The sequence below is a fragment of the Lactiplantibacillus argentoratensis genome (assembly GCF_037290055.1).
Taxonomy (GTDB): domain Bacteria; phylum Bacillota; class Bacilli; order Lactobacillales; family Lactobacillaceae; genus Lactiplantibacillus; species Lactiplantibacillus plantarum.
Map to the genome: position 1 here is coordinate 1,288,654 of NZ_CP147647.1, position 13,884 is coordinate 1,302,537.

Annotated in this window: 16 protein-coding genes; 12 read left to right on the top strand and 4 right to left on the bottom strand. The window is 45.6% G+C overall.

The window, feature by feature from the left end; translation table 11 throughout:
• Positions 1-268: 268 nt before the first annotated feature.
• Complete coding sequence (locus V7R88_RS05935) at positions 269-991, bottom strand: LiaF transmembrane domain-containing protein (protein ID WP_060598922.1); 723 nt, start codon at positions 989-991, stop codon at positions 269-271.
• Complete coding sequence (locus V7R88_RS05940) at positions 992-1,447, bottom strand: LytTR family DNA-binding domain-containing protein (RefSeq protein ID WP_060598923.1); 456 nt, start codon at positions 1,445-1,447, stop codon at positions 992-994.
• A gap of 184 nt (positions 1,448-1,631) precedes the next feature.
• Here V7R88_RS05940 and V7R88_RS05945 point away from each other — a divergent pair, with 184 nt between their 5' ends.
• Positions 1,632-1,934, top strand: a complete 303-nt coding sequence (locus tag V7R88_RS05945; protein WP_003644301.1) for a HesB/YadR/YfhF family protein — start codon at positions 1,632-1,634, stop codon at positions 1,932-1,934.
• A 116-nt stretch (positions 1,935-2,050) separates the two neighbouring features.
• On the opposite strand, the gene V7R88_RS05950 is transcribed toward V7R88_RS05945, so the two are convergent.
• Positions 2,051-4,696 (bottom strand): YfhO family protein, encoded by a 2,646-nt coding sequence (locus V7R88_RS05950; protein ID WP_057717642.1) that lies wholly within the window; start codon positions 4,694-4,696, stop codon positions 2,051-2,053.
• Between the two features lie 199 nt (positions 4,697-4,895).
• Here V7R88_RS05950 and V7R88_RS05955 point away from each other — a divergent pair, with 199 nt between their 5' ends.
• The 8 genes from V7R88_RS05955 (at position 4,896) to V7R88_RS05990 (ending at position 11,357) form a co-directional block, all read left to right on the top strand.
• A complete protein-coding gene (locus V7R88_RS05955; protein ID WP_057717643.1) occupies positions 4,896-6,932 on the top strand; it encodes a peptidoglycan D,D-transpeptidase FtsI family protein in 2,037 nt (678 codons plus the stop codon).
• A gap of 125 nt (positions 6,933-7,057) precedes the next feature.
• A complete protein-coding gene (gene rpmG, locus V7R88_RS05960) occupies positions 7,058-7,207 on the top strand; it encodes a 50S ribosomal protein L33 (RefSeq protein WP_003638573.1) in 150 nt (49 codons plus the stop codon).
• Between the two features lie 147 nt (positions 7,208-7,354).
• Positions 7,355-7,921 carry a 5-formyltetrahydrofolate cyclo-ligase gene (locus V7R88_RS05965; protein WP_057717644.1) on the top strand — a complete coding sequence of 189 codons (567 nt, stop codon included), beginning with the start codon at positions 7,355-7,357 and terminating at the stop codon, positions 7,919-7,921.
• Positions 7,908-8,591, top strand: coding sequence for a rhomboid family intramembrane serine protease (locus tag V7R88_RS05970; RefSeq protein ID WP_057717645.1), 684 nt, complete (start codon positions 7,908-7,910; stop codon positions 8,589-8,591). Before V7R88_RS05965 ends, V7R88_RS05970 begins: the two co-directional genes overlap by 14 nt.
• Before the next feature lie 18 nt (positions 8,592-8,609).
• Positions 8,610-8,831 (top strand): YqgQ family protein, encoded by a 222-nt coding sequence (locus tag V7R88_RS05975; protein WP_003644303.1) that lies wholly within the window; start codon positions 8,610-8,612, stop codon positions 8,829-8,831.
• Between the two features lie 17 nt (positions 8,832-8,848).
• Positions 8,849-9,811 (top strand): ROK family glucokinase, encoded by a 963-nt coding sequence (locus V7R88_RS05980; protein WP_057717646.1) that lies wholly within the window; start codon positions 8,849-8,851, stop codon positions 9,809-9,811.
• Between the two features lie 270 nt (positions 9,812-10,081).
• Complete coding sequence (locus tag V7R88_RS05985) at positions 10,082-10,717, top strand: Type 1 glutamine amidotransferase-like domain-containing protein (RefSeq protein ID WP_060598925.1); 636 nt, start codon at positions 10,082-10,084, stop codon at positions 10,715-10,717.
• A 226-nt stretch (positions 10,718-10,943) separates the two neighbouring features.
• Positions 10,944-11,357: a rhodanese-like domain-containing protein gene (locus V7R88_RS05990; RefSeq protein ID WP_054398224.1), complete on the top strand. Its 414-nt coding sequence runs from the start codon at positions 10,944-10,946 to the stop codon at positions 11,355-11,357.
• Between the two features lie 49 nt (positions 11,358-11,406).
• On the opposite strand, the gene V7R88_RS05995 is transcribed toward V7R88_RS05990, so the two are convergent.
• Complete coding sequence (locus V7R88_RS05995; protein ID WP_003640329.1) at positions 11,407-11,583, bottom strand: DUF3042 family protein; 177 nt, start codon at positions 11,581-11,583, stop codon at positions 11,407-11,409.
• Between the two features lie 98 nt (positions 11,584-11,681).
• Here V7R88_RS05995 and V7R88_RS06000 point away from each other — a divergent pair, with 98 nt between their 5' ends.
• The 3 genes from V7R88_RS06000 to V7R88_RS06010 all read left to right on the top strand — a co-directional run bounded on the left by V7R88_RS06000 (position 11,682) and on the right by V7R88_RS06010 (position 13,848).
• On the top strand, positions 11,682-12,416 hold the full coding sequence (locus tag V7R88_RS06000; protein ID WP_054398222.1) for a glycerophosphodiester phosphodiesterase: 735 nt from the start codon (positions 11,682-11,684) through the stop codon (positions 12,414-12,416).
• A gap of 4 nt (positions 12,417-12,420) precedes the next feature.
• The gene (gene miaA, locus V7R88_RS06005) at positions 12,421-13,356 is read left to right on the top strand and encodes a tRNA (adenosine(37)-N6)-dimethylallyltransferase MiaA (protein ID WP_054398220.1); all 936 of its coding nucleotides are present in this window, start codon (positions 12,421-12,423) and stop codon (positions 13,354-13,356) included.
• A 111-nt stretch (positions 13,357-13,467) separates the two neighbouring features.
• A complete protein-coding gene (locus V7R88_RS06010; protein ID WP_003644308.1) occupies positions 13,468-13,848 on the top strand; it encodes a MerR family transcriptional regulator in 381 nt (126 codons plus the stop codon).
• Positions 13,849-13,884 lie beyond the last annotated feature (36 nt).

Consider the following 13,884-nt stretch of genomic DNA (forward strand, 5'->3'; position numbering starts at 1 on the left):
CTGTAGGGGCTGGGTGACAATGCTCAGTAGCCAAATTATTCTTAGCTGGAAGTGGGTTGCTTCCGGCTTAGAATAAGACTCGTATTTGAGATGACGCGGGTTGTGCGTTAGCTCAAATCGACGTCGACTGCGTTCCAGCAATTGTCACCCAGCCCCGGAGGTCGGAATAGGACGAACAAGTGCTGACGAACAGTAATCCAACCAACTGGCATGTTTTAATCATGATTCATGACAGATTGATCAGGATATGGCCGACAGTAAAGTAGGATTAGATATAGATAATTCGTAATTCACCAAGCGAGACGCTGCCGGTTAGTATGACACCCGGGCCAGCAGTGGTCGGTGTACCGGTCGATGAGATGTGGCCCATTGAGTTGCTGAGATTTTCCTGTAGCTGCCAAGTTTGAGGGAGGTATAACTCAAGGCTACCTAATGAAACGTCGACATTGATGGTTGCTTGGCCTTCTTTGATGGCAGCGTCATCGAAGTAGATTTTGGCACCAGCCATTGATACGTTTAGATCCGCAGAACGAAAATTTTCGCTGTGAACGTAGCGGATACTGTTGCCTAGTGATAGATCTAAATTAACATGGTCATCGTTGATTGTGCTCGTTGATTCATGGACGTCATCGTGGTTATGATGATTGTAATGAGCATGATCATGGTTGTGATAGCGATAATGATATTGATAACGGGGATGAATCAAAAGACCCAAACCAATGCTGAGTAATACGGCAGCCCCTAAAATTGTCCATGGTACGAGCTTAGTGATTCCAAGTGGTTGCGCATAGATCATGGCTAAGAATGCGATAGCGAAGACGACGCCCGGCATATTCAAGTAACGAAGGCTACTAATTAAAGCCGCAACTAGAATCAATGTTAACAAGAGACTCCAGATGCTGACGTGGAGCGTGAAGAGACCGAGTTGACTAACGATAAGAACAACGGCGCTGGCAATTAAGAAGACGGGCCAAAACCAATTTTTATGCATTTATAACAGTCCTTTCTGTTCAAGACTTATTTTGAGTTGGCGATAGTAGCGTCTTGAAGCGTACAGTTGTTTAGGTGAGTGGTGAAACGCAATCAAGTTCCCGGTCAATGTCTTGGTCAAGGAATAGACTTGTTTGGTATTGACAATGGCAGATTTGGAGACGCGAAGAAAGGAAGCAGGTAAGCCTGTGCCCACAGCGGTCAGCGACTTGGGAACACGATAAACATTATCCAGCGTATGGGCGGCGACCTGGTGACCAGTTGCTTCGATGAATAGGATCGAAGTAAGCGGTAACTGTACGAGTTGACCACGTTGTGAAACGGTTAACGTAGCGGCCTCAATTGAAAGATTTTTGAGAGCAGCAGTGAGGGCGGCCGTTTCGGGGTAGTCGACTGGAACATGCAGTGTGACGGTTGGAATTGAGGTGTCGGGATCCGTTTCAATGTTCACTTGCATGGGTTTCACCTCCTTAAGTAGCTTAAGTACACCACAAAACAATGACGCTGTAAATAAAGACTCCCTTAGCGGTCATTTCAGGAACGCAACTGGTCATTGGCTTGCTCATCGACTGTCAATGTTGCGTTTTATGGGCAAAAAGGGCACAATTACTGTAAACGATTTCAATGATGAGGTGTTAGTAATGAAAATAACAATTACAGATTTGGCCAGTAAGTGGTTTCATGATGACATGGGTGTAACCACTGGTAATGGGGTGCGCTTTTACGGCAAAACTTATGGCAAGACAGCCGTTCACAGTGGCTTCTCAATCGGGATCATGCGTGATGACGAACCCCATCAACCGATTGCCATGGTTGAAAAGGATGGTGTCAATTACTATGTCAACGACCGTGATGAATGGTTCTTTAAGGGATATGATCTCACAGTTGATTATGATGAACAAAATGACGGCCCGAAGTATGACTACACGCCCAATAACGAGTAGTTCTGGTGAGTGCTTGCCAATAGTGATTAATATTTGGACAAAAAATCAGCGTCGCCTGAATTAACAATTCAGGTAACGCTGATTTTTGCTGACCACATCTTTGACTGTGAACCGGGCTAGGCGTGGTGGCGTCGACGCCGGACGATAAACCAACCAGCCGTTGCGAGGGCACTAATCCCAGTAATCAGACTACCAGTGATTAAGAATGGCGGTCGATACGTCAAGGTGACCGTATGCTTGCCCTTACTTAATGGGACAGCAACAAAGGTATTAATCACTTTCTTAGTTGCGACGGATTTGCCATCAACAGTGGCATGCCAACCTTTGGAGTAAGGAATGGTCGTCATCAAAACTTGGTGACGATGCTTGATGTTGATTGTACCAGTAATCTTACGACTTGAGTGGGCCGTGATGTTCCAAGGGGATTGCTGGAGTTTCTGCGCCGACTTCTTGAATTGGGTATTATCCAACTTGTAGAGGGTGAAGTTTTGTAACCAGAGAGAAGTCTTCTTCATCTGAATCCCGAATGTCACGGTCTTGCCCTTGCTATTCGATGCAACGTTAACAGCGATCGTGTGCCGGTAAGTTGGGTACTGCTTGAGTTCCTTACCGTTAATGTAGTAACTCGCATTCGAAGTAGTTAGGTTTTGCCCGAGCGTGATGTAGTAGGAATCATTGGTTGTCGGCGTGAACTTAAAGTAAACCGATCCCGTTTTCGCTAAATTTTGTTTGTTCAAGACGGCGCCAGTTAACGTCGTGACCTTCTTAACGTTTTGGAAGACCACTTCGTTAAAGTTTTCGGCACTGATCAAGCCGCTGGTTGAACGATTTGCTAAGGTTTGGTAAATCAACTCTTGCCGGGCAATCGGATCGCCAGTTGTTTTGGAGACTTTCAAGCTAGTAATCTTGTCAGACGCTGCGAAACCAAGACCCAGGGCGTATGGATTTTTGTAGGTCGTGACTTTGTTAGTGCTGAGCTTTGCCGATTTTTGGTAATTCGTCAGATCTTTCTTGGTACTGGTGACCGGAATGTAGCTACGATAGTTCGCGTTATCAGTCTGGGATGTCGGTACTGTTTTATCCATAAAGTACTGCATGTCCAGTAACGAATCGGTAATCATGGTCCCGTTGGTGTAGGCGACCACACCGTCCCCATCCGGCTGACCAATTGAACCGAAAAAGTTAGGGATAATACTTTCGAAGGTCGAACTGAAATGGTCAGCACCGTTATAGGCCGCCTGCATCGGATCGTCTTTAGTTCGTGTAAACGTCTTACCAATTCGATAAAAACGATTGTTGCTAGCTTTAATTTTGTTGACGGCATTGTCAAGGGCTTGCGTGTATTTACCAAACTCACTTTGTGACACGTAGGAAATATTATTTAATGAAGCGACCACGTTGATTGACATATCAGTCGCAACTAAAATTAACGCGACGATTTGATAAATGAGACGTCGTTCCTTAGGCAACGTTAAGAAAATCAATGTAATTGCTGCCAAGCCAATTGTAATTAAGAGATTAGCTTGGGTGACGTAGGTGACTTTCTTAATGTTCAAGTAAATGGTTGTAAACAAACCGACCAGCAATGCGAGCATCGTTAGCGCTTGCCACAGTTTGATCGTTATTTTGTCTGTCAGTGCTTGGGCACCAATCCAGACGACCCAGAAACAAAAGACAAAGGAGAAGCGGTAAGGGTACCAAACTGGAAATTGGCCCGCATGCCACAATAAATCAAGTGGTTCGTAACAAAATGATAAGATAAGCGTCGCGGTTACAATCAAGGCGCTCAACTTCACGGACCATTTGAACTGGCGCCGTAAGAAGAAGAGCACAAAGGCGAGAACTGCTAACCATGCCACGTAAAAGTTCGGTTGACCGGATGGCATCTGATCGAAGTTGAAAGTACCGGTGACGAACTTAGCTAACATCTTCCAGGGCGCGTATTCAAGTTTCCAATGAACCTTGGTCACATTATATTGAGCCTTACTTTGAATGAGCGCCCAGAAAGTTGGTAATAGCAACCATGCGGAGAATGCGACACCTAGCAGACCACCCCAAGCAAATTTGAGGGCGTGAGTTGCTAAGGTCTTCACGTTTTGCCAATACTTAGTTGCGCCATACAACCAGTATAAACAACTGAATAAAATGACCATGTAGCCCATATAATAGTTGTCAATTAGCATGACGGCCAGCCAGCCAGCGAAGTAACGGACTTTACCAGTTGTAAACAAGCGTTCCAGTCCCAAAATGACCAATGGTAAAATGGCGACCGTGTCTAACCAGATCATGTTGAGCTGATTGGCGACCATCCAGCCCATCAGTGCGTATGCGGTACTGAAAGTTGGCACCAGCCAACCCTTTTGCGTCTGCGTTTTAGTGAGTAGCCAGGCGAAGGATAGCCCTGCGAAACCATACTTTAGTACAGTGACGATAAAAATGCCGGTAGTGATTGATTGACCAGGGAACAGTAAGTAGATTAAATTAAAGGGACTCATTAAGTAATAAGCCCAGACCCCAACCATCTCGCCACCAATCGTTTTGGAGAAGGAATAGAAGAAAGCACTCGGGTCGTGCAGTAGGGTATGCCGGAAATAGGAAAACAAATCAACGTATTGTTGGCCTAAATCGACCGTTAACAGACTGCTTGATCCAAAGGGAGCCATGTGCCGATAAATAAAATAACCGGTCATGATCAGTAAAGGTAACCAAAAGCTGATCCATAATGGCCACGTGCGCTTGTCAAAAAAACGACGGAGTTTCAAAAATTGCCACCTCAATCTCTAATAATTCACAGCCAAACAGAAAAATAATCAAAAAAACATTAAAATCCGTAATAACGGCTGAAATTTTTATGTCTATCGTTTAGAATAACATAAGTATGGTATTTATCTAGGATTGCTAGTATCATCTGGTAAATTTTTGCGAAATGTTTACCAAATTAAGAATGGGAGCGCCTGAGAATTGAAATTGTTTAAGAAAATTACGATAAATCGTGATCCCAACAAGTCGCATATTCCATTTCGGCTGAACTTCTTGTTTTTCATCGTCTTCTTGTTATTTGCTGCGTTGATTGCGCAGTTAGCTTACTTACAAGTTGATTACGGACAGAAGTTTCGAAGTACGGTGAATTCGGCCAATAATACGACGGCAACGGGAAACGTTCAACGGGGATCGATTTATGATTCAACCGGTCGGGTCTTAGTGGGAAACAAATCTCACCAAGCGATTCAATACACGAAGGGGCTGTCAGTTGCGTCGACTAAGATGTATGAAGTGGCGAATAAGTTAGGTGAATACTTAACTATTCCAACGGATACATTAACGGATCGGAACTTGGCTGATTATTACTTAGCGGGGGCGGCTAATTTAAAGTCGGTTGCTAAGAAGGTCAAAACGTCTAGCGACGATGATGTTTTGTACGCACGGGAAGTCGCCTATGCGGAAAAACATATCATTAATAGTTTAACGTCTACGCAAAAGAATGCGGCGGCGATTTATTATAAGATGAGTTCGGCGTACTCGCTGTCAACGGTCAATATCAAATCGACTGGTGTGACGAGTACGGAGCTTGCTGAAATCGGTGAGCACCAATCCGAAATGCCAGGAGTTAAGGTCGGAACGAGTTGGACTCGGAGTTATCCTAATGGGACTGACTTGAGTAGTGTGCTCGGGACAGTTACGACCGAAAAGCAAGGGCTACCGAGTGATAGCATTAAAACCTTGCTGGCAGAAGGCTATTCTCGTGATGATTCGGTTGGTCAAAGCCAATTGGAAAAGCAGTACGAAAATGTCCTTCGTGGAACCAAGTCACAGACTGAGGTCAAGACGCAGGATGGGGTCATTCAAAAGGAGATTAAGAAGTACGGTGGCCAGAAGGGTGACAACGTTCAGCTGACGATTAATTCGAAGTTCCAGAAAAAGGTTCAAAGTATCATTATGTCTGAAGCCAAAACGGTGGGGAGTAGCAATGCCTACTCGCCAGGAGCCTATGCTGTTGTAATGAACCCTAGCACTGGTGCCATTTATGCGTTAGCAGGTGCCAGCCGGAATCTATCCACTGGTAAAGTGACTGAAAATGCGTTGGGAACCATCAACCAATCCTTCGTTATGGGGTCGGTCGTTAAGGGTGCTACGGTCATGGGTGCCTTGCAAGATGGTGTGATTACACCCACGAATAGTACTTTGACCGATACGCCGATCAAGTTAGCCGGAACGGCCACCAAGTCGTCATGGTTTAACAAGAATGGTGGAACTAGTCTGAGTCTTAACGCTTCGACTGCCATGGAAGTTTCTTCTAACTCCTATATGATGCAATTAGCCATGAAGGAAGGTAACTTCAGCTATGCGTCTGGGAAAGCCTTGACGATGTCTAATTCGGTCTTCTCTAAACTTCGTGGTTATTTTAACGAGTTTGGCTTAGGTGTTAAGACCGGGATCGACTTGCCGGGTGAAGCCTCAGGTTACCAAGGTTCTTCGGCACAGAAGGATATTGGTAAAGCGTTAGACTTGTCCTACGGGAACTACGATGCTTACACGACTATTCAGTTGGCGCAATACATTGCGACAATGGCGAATGGTGGGCAACGCATTGCACCACACATCGTTTCCGCTATTACTGGGACTAAATCTAACGGGTCCCAAGGGGCTGTTAAGACTAATGTTAAGCCACGTGTCCTGAATACCATTGACGTCCCATCCTCATACTTTGATGTCGTACACCAAGGGTATTGGGATGTGGTCCATGGGAGTATGACGCAGCGGACGGGGAGTGCACTAGCTAGTTTATCACCAGCGGTTGCAGCTAAGTCTGGGACTGCCGAGACATTCCACGGAACGACATCTACTGAAACGTTAAGTTTGGTGACTTATGCGCCTTATAAGAACCCTAAAGTAGTGATAGCGGTTGCCTTTCCAGGAATTACTGCTACTAGTGGTGATTATAATATGGTCGTTGCTAAGCAAATTTATGCAGCGTTCTGGAAGTATTATAACAAGTAAAAAATCAGCTTTTTTCGTGCCAGTATCTTAATTGATACTGGTATTTTTTAATCATTAATGGTATAGTAGTTCAAGTTAAGGGTTCCGGCCCTGTAATATGCGAATGAGTTTGGAGGGTCAACAACATGCGGGTACACATTACACTTGAATGTACAGAATGCCATGAACGCAACTACTTATCTTCAAAGAACCGCCGGAACAATCCGGACCGGGTTGAATTTAAGAAGTATTGTCCACGGGAACACAAAGTGACATTACATCGTGAAACAAAATAACAACGGGGACTCCTGTTGTTTTTTCTGTAACATTGTCATCAGACAATGGGTTTCTCATTTGTTGGCAACTGCCAAATTGATTTTTCAATTTGACATGTTAATGAATGAGATTTTTTTATACCAATTTTATTTTCGGGGGTGCCGTACGTGGAGAAAAAAGCATTTCGTAAGCAACAGCTTGGGCGATTAAGCCAAATGACGCCGGCTGACCGGCAACGGCAAAACCAGGCGTTACAGACTCAATTATTTGCAAGCCCAACATGGCAAACTGCCCAGGTCATTGCCATGACAATTAGTAGTGACATCGAAGTAGCGACGCGCCCACTTATTGAACAAGCTTGGGCGGAGGGCAAAATGGTGGTTATTCCAAAAACGCTGCCGCATCGTCAAATGGCTTTTTATCCTTACCAAGCGACTGATCGACTTGAGCGAACGTCTTTTGGCATCCCAGAGCCCGTCACGGGTGAACCAGTCGCCAAGCAACAGATCGATCTGATCTTAGTTCCTGGTCTTGGGTACAGCCGTGACCGGCACGCCCGGATTGGATTTGGTGGTGGCTACTACGATCGTTACCTCGCTGATTATCGGGGTAAGAAGTTGACACTGGCTTATGACGAGATGGCTTTTGAACACGCTGAATGGCCGGTTGATCAATATGACGTCTTATTAGACGAACTCTTGGTAGCAGGGGATGAACAACATGATGAGAATTAAACGCTGGTGGCAAACTGAACCGGCTGTCACGCAGGTGCTACTTGGAATTACTGTGGCAGTCTTCTTAGTCGAGTGGCTGATGGGCGACGGTGCCATGCTGATTTTTAATTCACTAGGTGCTAAGAACAATCAAGCAATCGCGGCCGGCCAGTGGTGGCGATTGGTGACACCGATGTTTTTACATATGGGACTTACTCATATAGCACTGAATGGTGTCGTTATTTATTTTATGGGCATGCAAATTGAAGCGATGTATGGCCATTGGCGGATGCTGGCAATTTATATTTTGGGTGGCATTAGTGGTAACATTATGAGCTTCGCGTTATCCAATAATCAGTCAGTAGGGGCCAGTACGGCGTGTTTCGCACTCTTTGGTGCCTTTTTGACGATTGGGGAATCGTTCTGGGAAAATCCAGTGATTCGCCAGCTCACGAACCAATTTTTACTACTAACCGTTTTGAATTTAGTATTCGATATGTTCTCGAATGGCATCGATATCTGGGGACATGTCGGCGGCCTAGTTGGTGGCTTCTTATTAGGCTATCTGCTGGGTGTACCGCGAATTGGCAAGATTGCGCCGCTGAAACGAATTGTGGCAACGGTTATTCTAGTCATTGGCTGGTTAGCTTTACTAAAAATGGGTTTTACAAATGCTAATTTAACTGTATAATTAATCGAGGATATGCACATGAAAACACTTTATGACGTCCAACAATTACTTAAAAAATTTGGCGTGTACGTGTACGTAGGCAAGCGAATTTGGGACATTGAGTTAATGGCGATTGAGATCGATCATCTCTATCAAGCTGGTGTCATTGACCCGAAGATGTATGCCCGCGTCAAGCTCGTATTGAGCCATGAGCACCGGATAGAAGCAGAACGCGCCCGTGAAGACGCGGCGCATGACTAATGGAGGGATTTAGCAACATGGAGCGTAAGTTAATCGGAGTCGACCTTGGTGGGACGACAACTAAGTTTGCCATTTTAACAGAAAATGGTGATATTCAACAAAAGTGGAGTATTGAAACCACGATTTTAGATGAAGGGGCCCACATTGTGCCTAACATCATCGATTCCATCAACCACCACATTGATTTATATAAGATGGACCGTTCTCAATTTATCGGAATTGGGATGGGGACTCCCGGGACCGTTGATTTGGATAATGGGACGGTTATCGGTGCCTACAACTTAAACTGGAAGACTTTACAACCAGTTAAGGCGCAAATCGAAAAAGGAACCGGCATCAAATTTACGCTTGATAACGACGCCAACGTTGCTGCACTTGGCGAACGTTGGAAGGGCGCTGGTGAAAACGGCAGTGATGTTGTCTTTGTAACGCTTGGAACTGGTGTTGGCGGTGGAATCATCGCCGATGGTCGTTTACTCCATGGTGTTGCCGGTGGTGCCGGTGAAATTGGTCATGTAACGGTTGAACCAAACGGCTACATGTGTACTTGTGGTAAGAAGGGTTGCTTGGAACAATACGCTTCTGCAACTGGTGTCGTTCACGTTGCCCGTGATATGGCAGAAGAATTCTCTGGTGCTTCTAAGTTGAAACAATTATTAGACAACGGTGAAGAAATTAGTTCAAAGATCACCTTCGATTTAGCTAAAGAAGGCGACGTCTTGGCTAAGCGCGTTGTTGATCGGGTTTCTTACTACTTAGGCTTGGCATTAGCTAATGTCGGGAACACGATGAACCCATCTTCAATCATTATCGGTGGCGGGGTTTCAGCTGCTGGTGAATTCTTATTAGATCAAGTCATCAGTTACTTCAACCAATTCACATTCCCAACGATTCGCGACACGACTGCTTTGAAGTTAGCAGTCTTAGGTAACGACGCTGGTGTTATCGGAGCCGGTTCATTGGCCCAACGGTTTATTTAAGTAAAAATCAATCTTCAAGAAGCTTGGAAGTAATGTCCGAGCTTCTTTTTTATACCAAGTGCCACAAGCTGTGCTAATCAGTTGGCGTTTAACAACTAAGCGCCAATTGCCAATATTGATTTGAGCTCACGTCCTCAGGTGATGCGCAGTTTTCGCTGTATGTCGGCATGTTGGTTGAACGGCGTGGGAACTGCTATGCAACTTGGTACAAGGGGTGCGGATCGATTAGTGTGAATTGAATTAGATGACAGGATTGATTGGAGGAGCAGGATGGTAAAGCTATTATTGTCTTCACGGGCGTTTAGCACTACGGCCGTAACGGACGCCTTTTTCACTTTAGTGGCGCCGGTGGCTAAGGACAGCGCAAGGATTGTGATTATCGTCAATTCGGTCAGTGCGGGTAAAAATCACCCCCAAATGGTGGCGCTACAACAAACGGTTCAGCAGCTTGGATATGCGCACGTGCAGCTCCTAGATGTATTGACGGATGATTTGGCCGCATTGAATACGGCAACGGTCATTATTTTGAATGGTGGCTACGAGTTTTTACTGTTGAAGAATCTGCGTGAAACGCACGTGCTGGAACGACTGAGGACTCTCGCGCTGGCGGGCAAGCCAATCTACGGTATTAGCGCTGGGGCTATCTTGTTAGGCCCGGATTTAGACCTGTACGCCTATTTATACCCGGAGGACAACACCGAGCAACTGGCAAGCACAACAGCCATCAATGCGACGACGATCCGTATTTATCCGCATTATGATGTTCATTGTGAAGTAAAGCCGCAATTGCCGCAGTTTATCACTGACTGGGAACATAAGACGGGCGTTACGGTCACGCGGTTGACTAACAATCAAGGGTTACTGGTGCATGGTAGTCAGATTCAGATGCTCGATTCGGATTCATAAATGTGATACTGCGATGCTTGGTTTTGAATTAACAGCGTGGTTAAATGCGGGTCTCAGGCCCCGACCGTTTTAATGGGTGCCTTTAAACTGTGGGTGAGCACGGCCATAAAGCAATCAGTGGGACTTCAGGATTAGTCAGCAGTTTAATCGCGGCTTTTCCAGCTTACCCCTAGTAAAAGTAAGCGGTTTTGTGTAAAATAGGTAAGTAGAAATTAGGAGGGATAACGTGGTTTTAGGTGCATTAAGTGGTATGGCTTATGTTAACATCGTGTTAGTTATCATAATTGCGGCCTACTTTATTTATGAGTTATATAGTTATATTCGACGGCGGCAGGTGTCCACGATGTTGGACGAAGAAGCATTTCAGGCGGGAATGCGCAAAGCCCAAGTGATTGATTTGCGGGAGAAGAAAGAGTTTGACGCTGGTCATATTTTAGGGGCTCGAAACATTCCGTTCAACAGTTTGAAGGTCCGGATGAACGAGCTTCGTAAGGATATGCCAATCTACGTTTACGATCAAACCCACACGTTAAGTACGCGGGCCGTCGTTACATTAGCTAAGAATGGCTATTCGAAGCTGTTCATTTTGAAGCCCGGCTACGCACGTTGGGAAGGTAAGACGAAAAAAGCGAAGTATTAAAAAATGGCGGCTAGAACAACAACTTGTTCGGCCACCATTTTTTAGTTAATTAACCGTTGTGAGCTGAGCGACTCTTGCGCATCGCCTTTTTCCGGTTTTCTTCGAATTTGTTTTCTTGGTCTTCGATTGGATCAACAACTTGCTTCTTAAATGATAAGACAGAGCCAATTACGGCACCAGCAGTTGCGACGACCCCAAACAAGAAGCCACGGGTAAATGATTTCATTAGTAAAACCTCCTAGCTATTGTTAGTTTTATTATGCTTGTTTTGCGCGGAGATAGCAATCAATTCAATCTAATTTTTAAAAAAGTGGGGTGAAATGCATGCTGACTAAAATTATTGCGCACCGTGGAAGTAAGGGGACCAGACCGGAAAATACGTTGCCAGCATTTATTGCGGCTATCGCGGATGGTGCGGATGGCATTGAGACTGACGTCCACTTATCGCGAGACGGGCAACTGATTATTATGCATGATGAGCTCGTCGACCGCACGACCAACGGCACCGGCCGAATCGTGGATCACACGTTGGCCGAGTTAAAGCAATTGGACGCTGGTGTTAAGTATGCACCGGCCTATGCGGGGACGCGTATTCCAACTTTAGATGAAGTGGTTCAATTATTGATTCAATATAACTTTACTGGTATTTTCAATCTGGAAATCAAAACTAATAAGATTCATTATGAGGGGATCGAAGACTTGGTAGCGGATTATTTCAAACATCATCAAGTCCCGTTTACGCTAATTTATTCGAGCTTCTACGGAAAGTCGATCGAACGGTTGCATGTTTTACAGCCCGAGGTCGAATCGGATAGCCTGTTCAAGACTAAGGTTCAAACTGCAAAGCGACTGCATGCGCAACACATTGTTCTCGGTTATCATCCGGATATTCGCTGGGTGCGGGTTCACTGGCTCTTATTGCCAAAAGTACAGTTGCGGCCATGGACGGTCAACACGGAGCGCGATATGCGATTCTGTTATCGGCATCGGTTTGCAGGGCTGATTACCGACTACCCTGGATTGGCGCGACGAGTTCGTAAACAGGTACAAGGAGGTTAAACGAGTGACGGCAGTAACTAAACAGAAAGTATTATTAATCGCGGGACCGACAGCGGTCGGCAAGACGGCGTTATCGCTTGAGCTAGCTAAACGGCTGAATGGCGAAATTATTTCAGGGGACTCAATGCAGGTCTATCGTGACTTAGATATTGGTACGGCTAAAATAATGCCGGAAGAGCAAGCTGGCATTCCACATCACCTAATCGATATCAAAAATATTGATCAGCGTTTTACGGTCGCTGAATTTGTCAGTCGGGCGACAGCGTTGATTACCGATATCAGTGCACGAGGTAAGCTACCCATTATTGTTGGTGGGACTGGCTTTTACTTGCAGTCCTTGTTGGCGGGCTATCAGTTTGGACCAGCGGATAATGAACCTGATATGGCGTATCGTCAAGCTTGGTTTGATCGTGCCGCTGTCGAAGGTTCGGATGTGGCGTGGATGGCGTTGAAACAGCGTGATCCGCAGGCGGCCACCGCAATTGCGCCCGCTAACTTGGTACGGGTCGTACGGGCGTTGGAGTACGTGCATACAACTGGTCAGCTTTTTTCTGAGCAGGCGGATGCGTCCGGTAACACGCTGGATGCTTATACGCTATGCCTGACTGCGGAACGAGCGTTGCTATATGATCGAATCAATCAACGCGTCGACCAGATGGTAGCCGCTGGATTAGAACAAGAGGCCCGCTGGCTATTTGACCAAGGTGGCGCCATGTTACCGGCTGGTAAGGGGATCGGGTATCACGAATGGTTCCCTTACTTTAATGGGGAGCAGACGCGTGACGAATCAATTGCTAAGATCAAACAGGACTCACGTCGTTATGCGAAGCGTCAGTTGACTTGGTTCCGTAACAAGATGTCGGTCGACTGGATCAATCTATTGGAACACCCTGAATTACGGGCCTCGATTGACCAACAGCTAGCTAGTTGGTTAAGCTAAATTATAAATTGGTATACCTATGATAAAACGTGTGATATTTTCTAACATGAATGATTGACATTCGATGATAACATTGCTAATATTAAGTCTGTATTAAAGAGGAGGGTCGTTATGAAGGAAAAGGAACTCCGTCGCTCGTTGGCCGTCTTGCCAATTGGTACGGTTATGAAGCTGACCAATTTGTCTGCGCGGCAAATTCGCTACTACGAAGAGCAAGAATTGATTACACCGGAGCGAAATGCCGGTAATCGGCGAATGTTTTCGTTGAATGATGTTGATCGTTTGCTTGAAATCAAGGATTACTTAGCAGATGGCATCAACATGGCTGGAATCAAAGAAATATATGCGCTCCAAAAGCAGCGGGCTGAGCAGAAGCAAGCTGACTTGGCTAAGCCACTAACTGATCGCGATGTGCGCCGAATCCTTCATGATGAATTCCTGAATCTCGGAGGCTTGCAGTCCGACAAGGGCCCCAATTATCCGGCACACTAAGATGTTTGCATCCGTTAGTCAATCAATTTAAGGAGC

Bases quoted from the DNA above. Each gene is read 5' to 3' on its own strand.
- V7R88_RS05935 (WP_060598922.1), bottom strand. From the start codon at position 991: ATGCATAAAAATTGGTTTTGGCCCGTCTTCTTAATTGCCAGCGCCGTT.
- V7R88_RS05940 (WP_060598923.1), bottom strand. From the start codon at position 1,447: ATGCAAGTGAACATTGAAACGGATCCCGACACCTCAATTCCAACCGTC.
- V7R88_RS05945 (WP_003644301.1), top strand. From the start codon at position 1,632: ATGAAAATAACAATTACAGATTTGGCCAGTAAGTGGTTTCATGATGAC.
- rpmG (WP_003638573.1), top strand. From the start codon at position 7,058: ATGCGGGTACACATTACACTTGAATGTACAGAATGCCATGAACGCAAC.
- V7R88_RS05970 (WP_057717645.1), top strand. From the start codon at position 7,908: ATGATGAGAATTAAACGCTGGTGGCAAACTGAACCGGCTGTCACGCAG.
- V7R88_RS05975 (WP_003644303.1), top strand. From the start codon at position 8,610: ATGAAAACACTTTATGACGTCCAACAATTACTTAAAAAATTTGGCGTG.
- V7R88_RS05980 (WP_057717646.1), top strand. From the start codon at position 8,849: ATGGAGCGTAAGTTAATCGGAGTCGACCTTGGTGGGACGACAACTAAG.
- V7R88_RS05985 (WP_060598925.1), top strand. From the start codon at position 10,082: ATGGTAAAGCTATTATTGTCTTCACGGGCGTTTAGCACTACGGCCGTA.
- V7R88_RS05995 (WP_003640329.1), bottom strand. From the start codon at position 11,583: ATGAAATCATTTACCCGTGGCTTCTTGTTTGGGGTCGTCGCAACTGCT.
- V7R88_RS06000 (WP_054398222.1), top strand. From the start codon at position 11,682: ATGCTGACTAAAATTATTGCGCACCGTGGAAGTAAGGGGACCAGACCG.
- V7R88_RS06010 (WP_003644308.1), top strand. From the start codon at position 13,468: ATGAAGGAAAAGGAACTCCGTCGCTCGTTGGCCGTCTTGCCAATTGGT.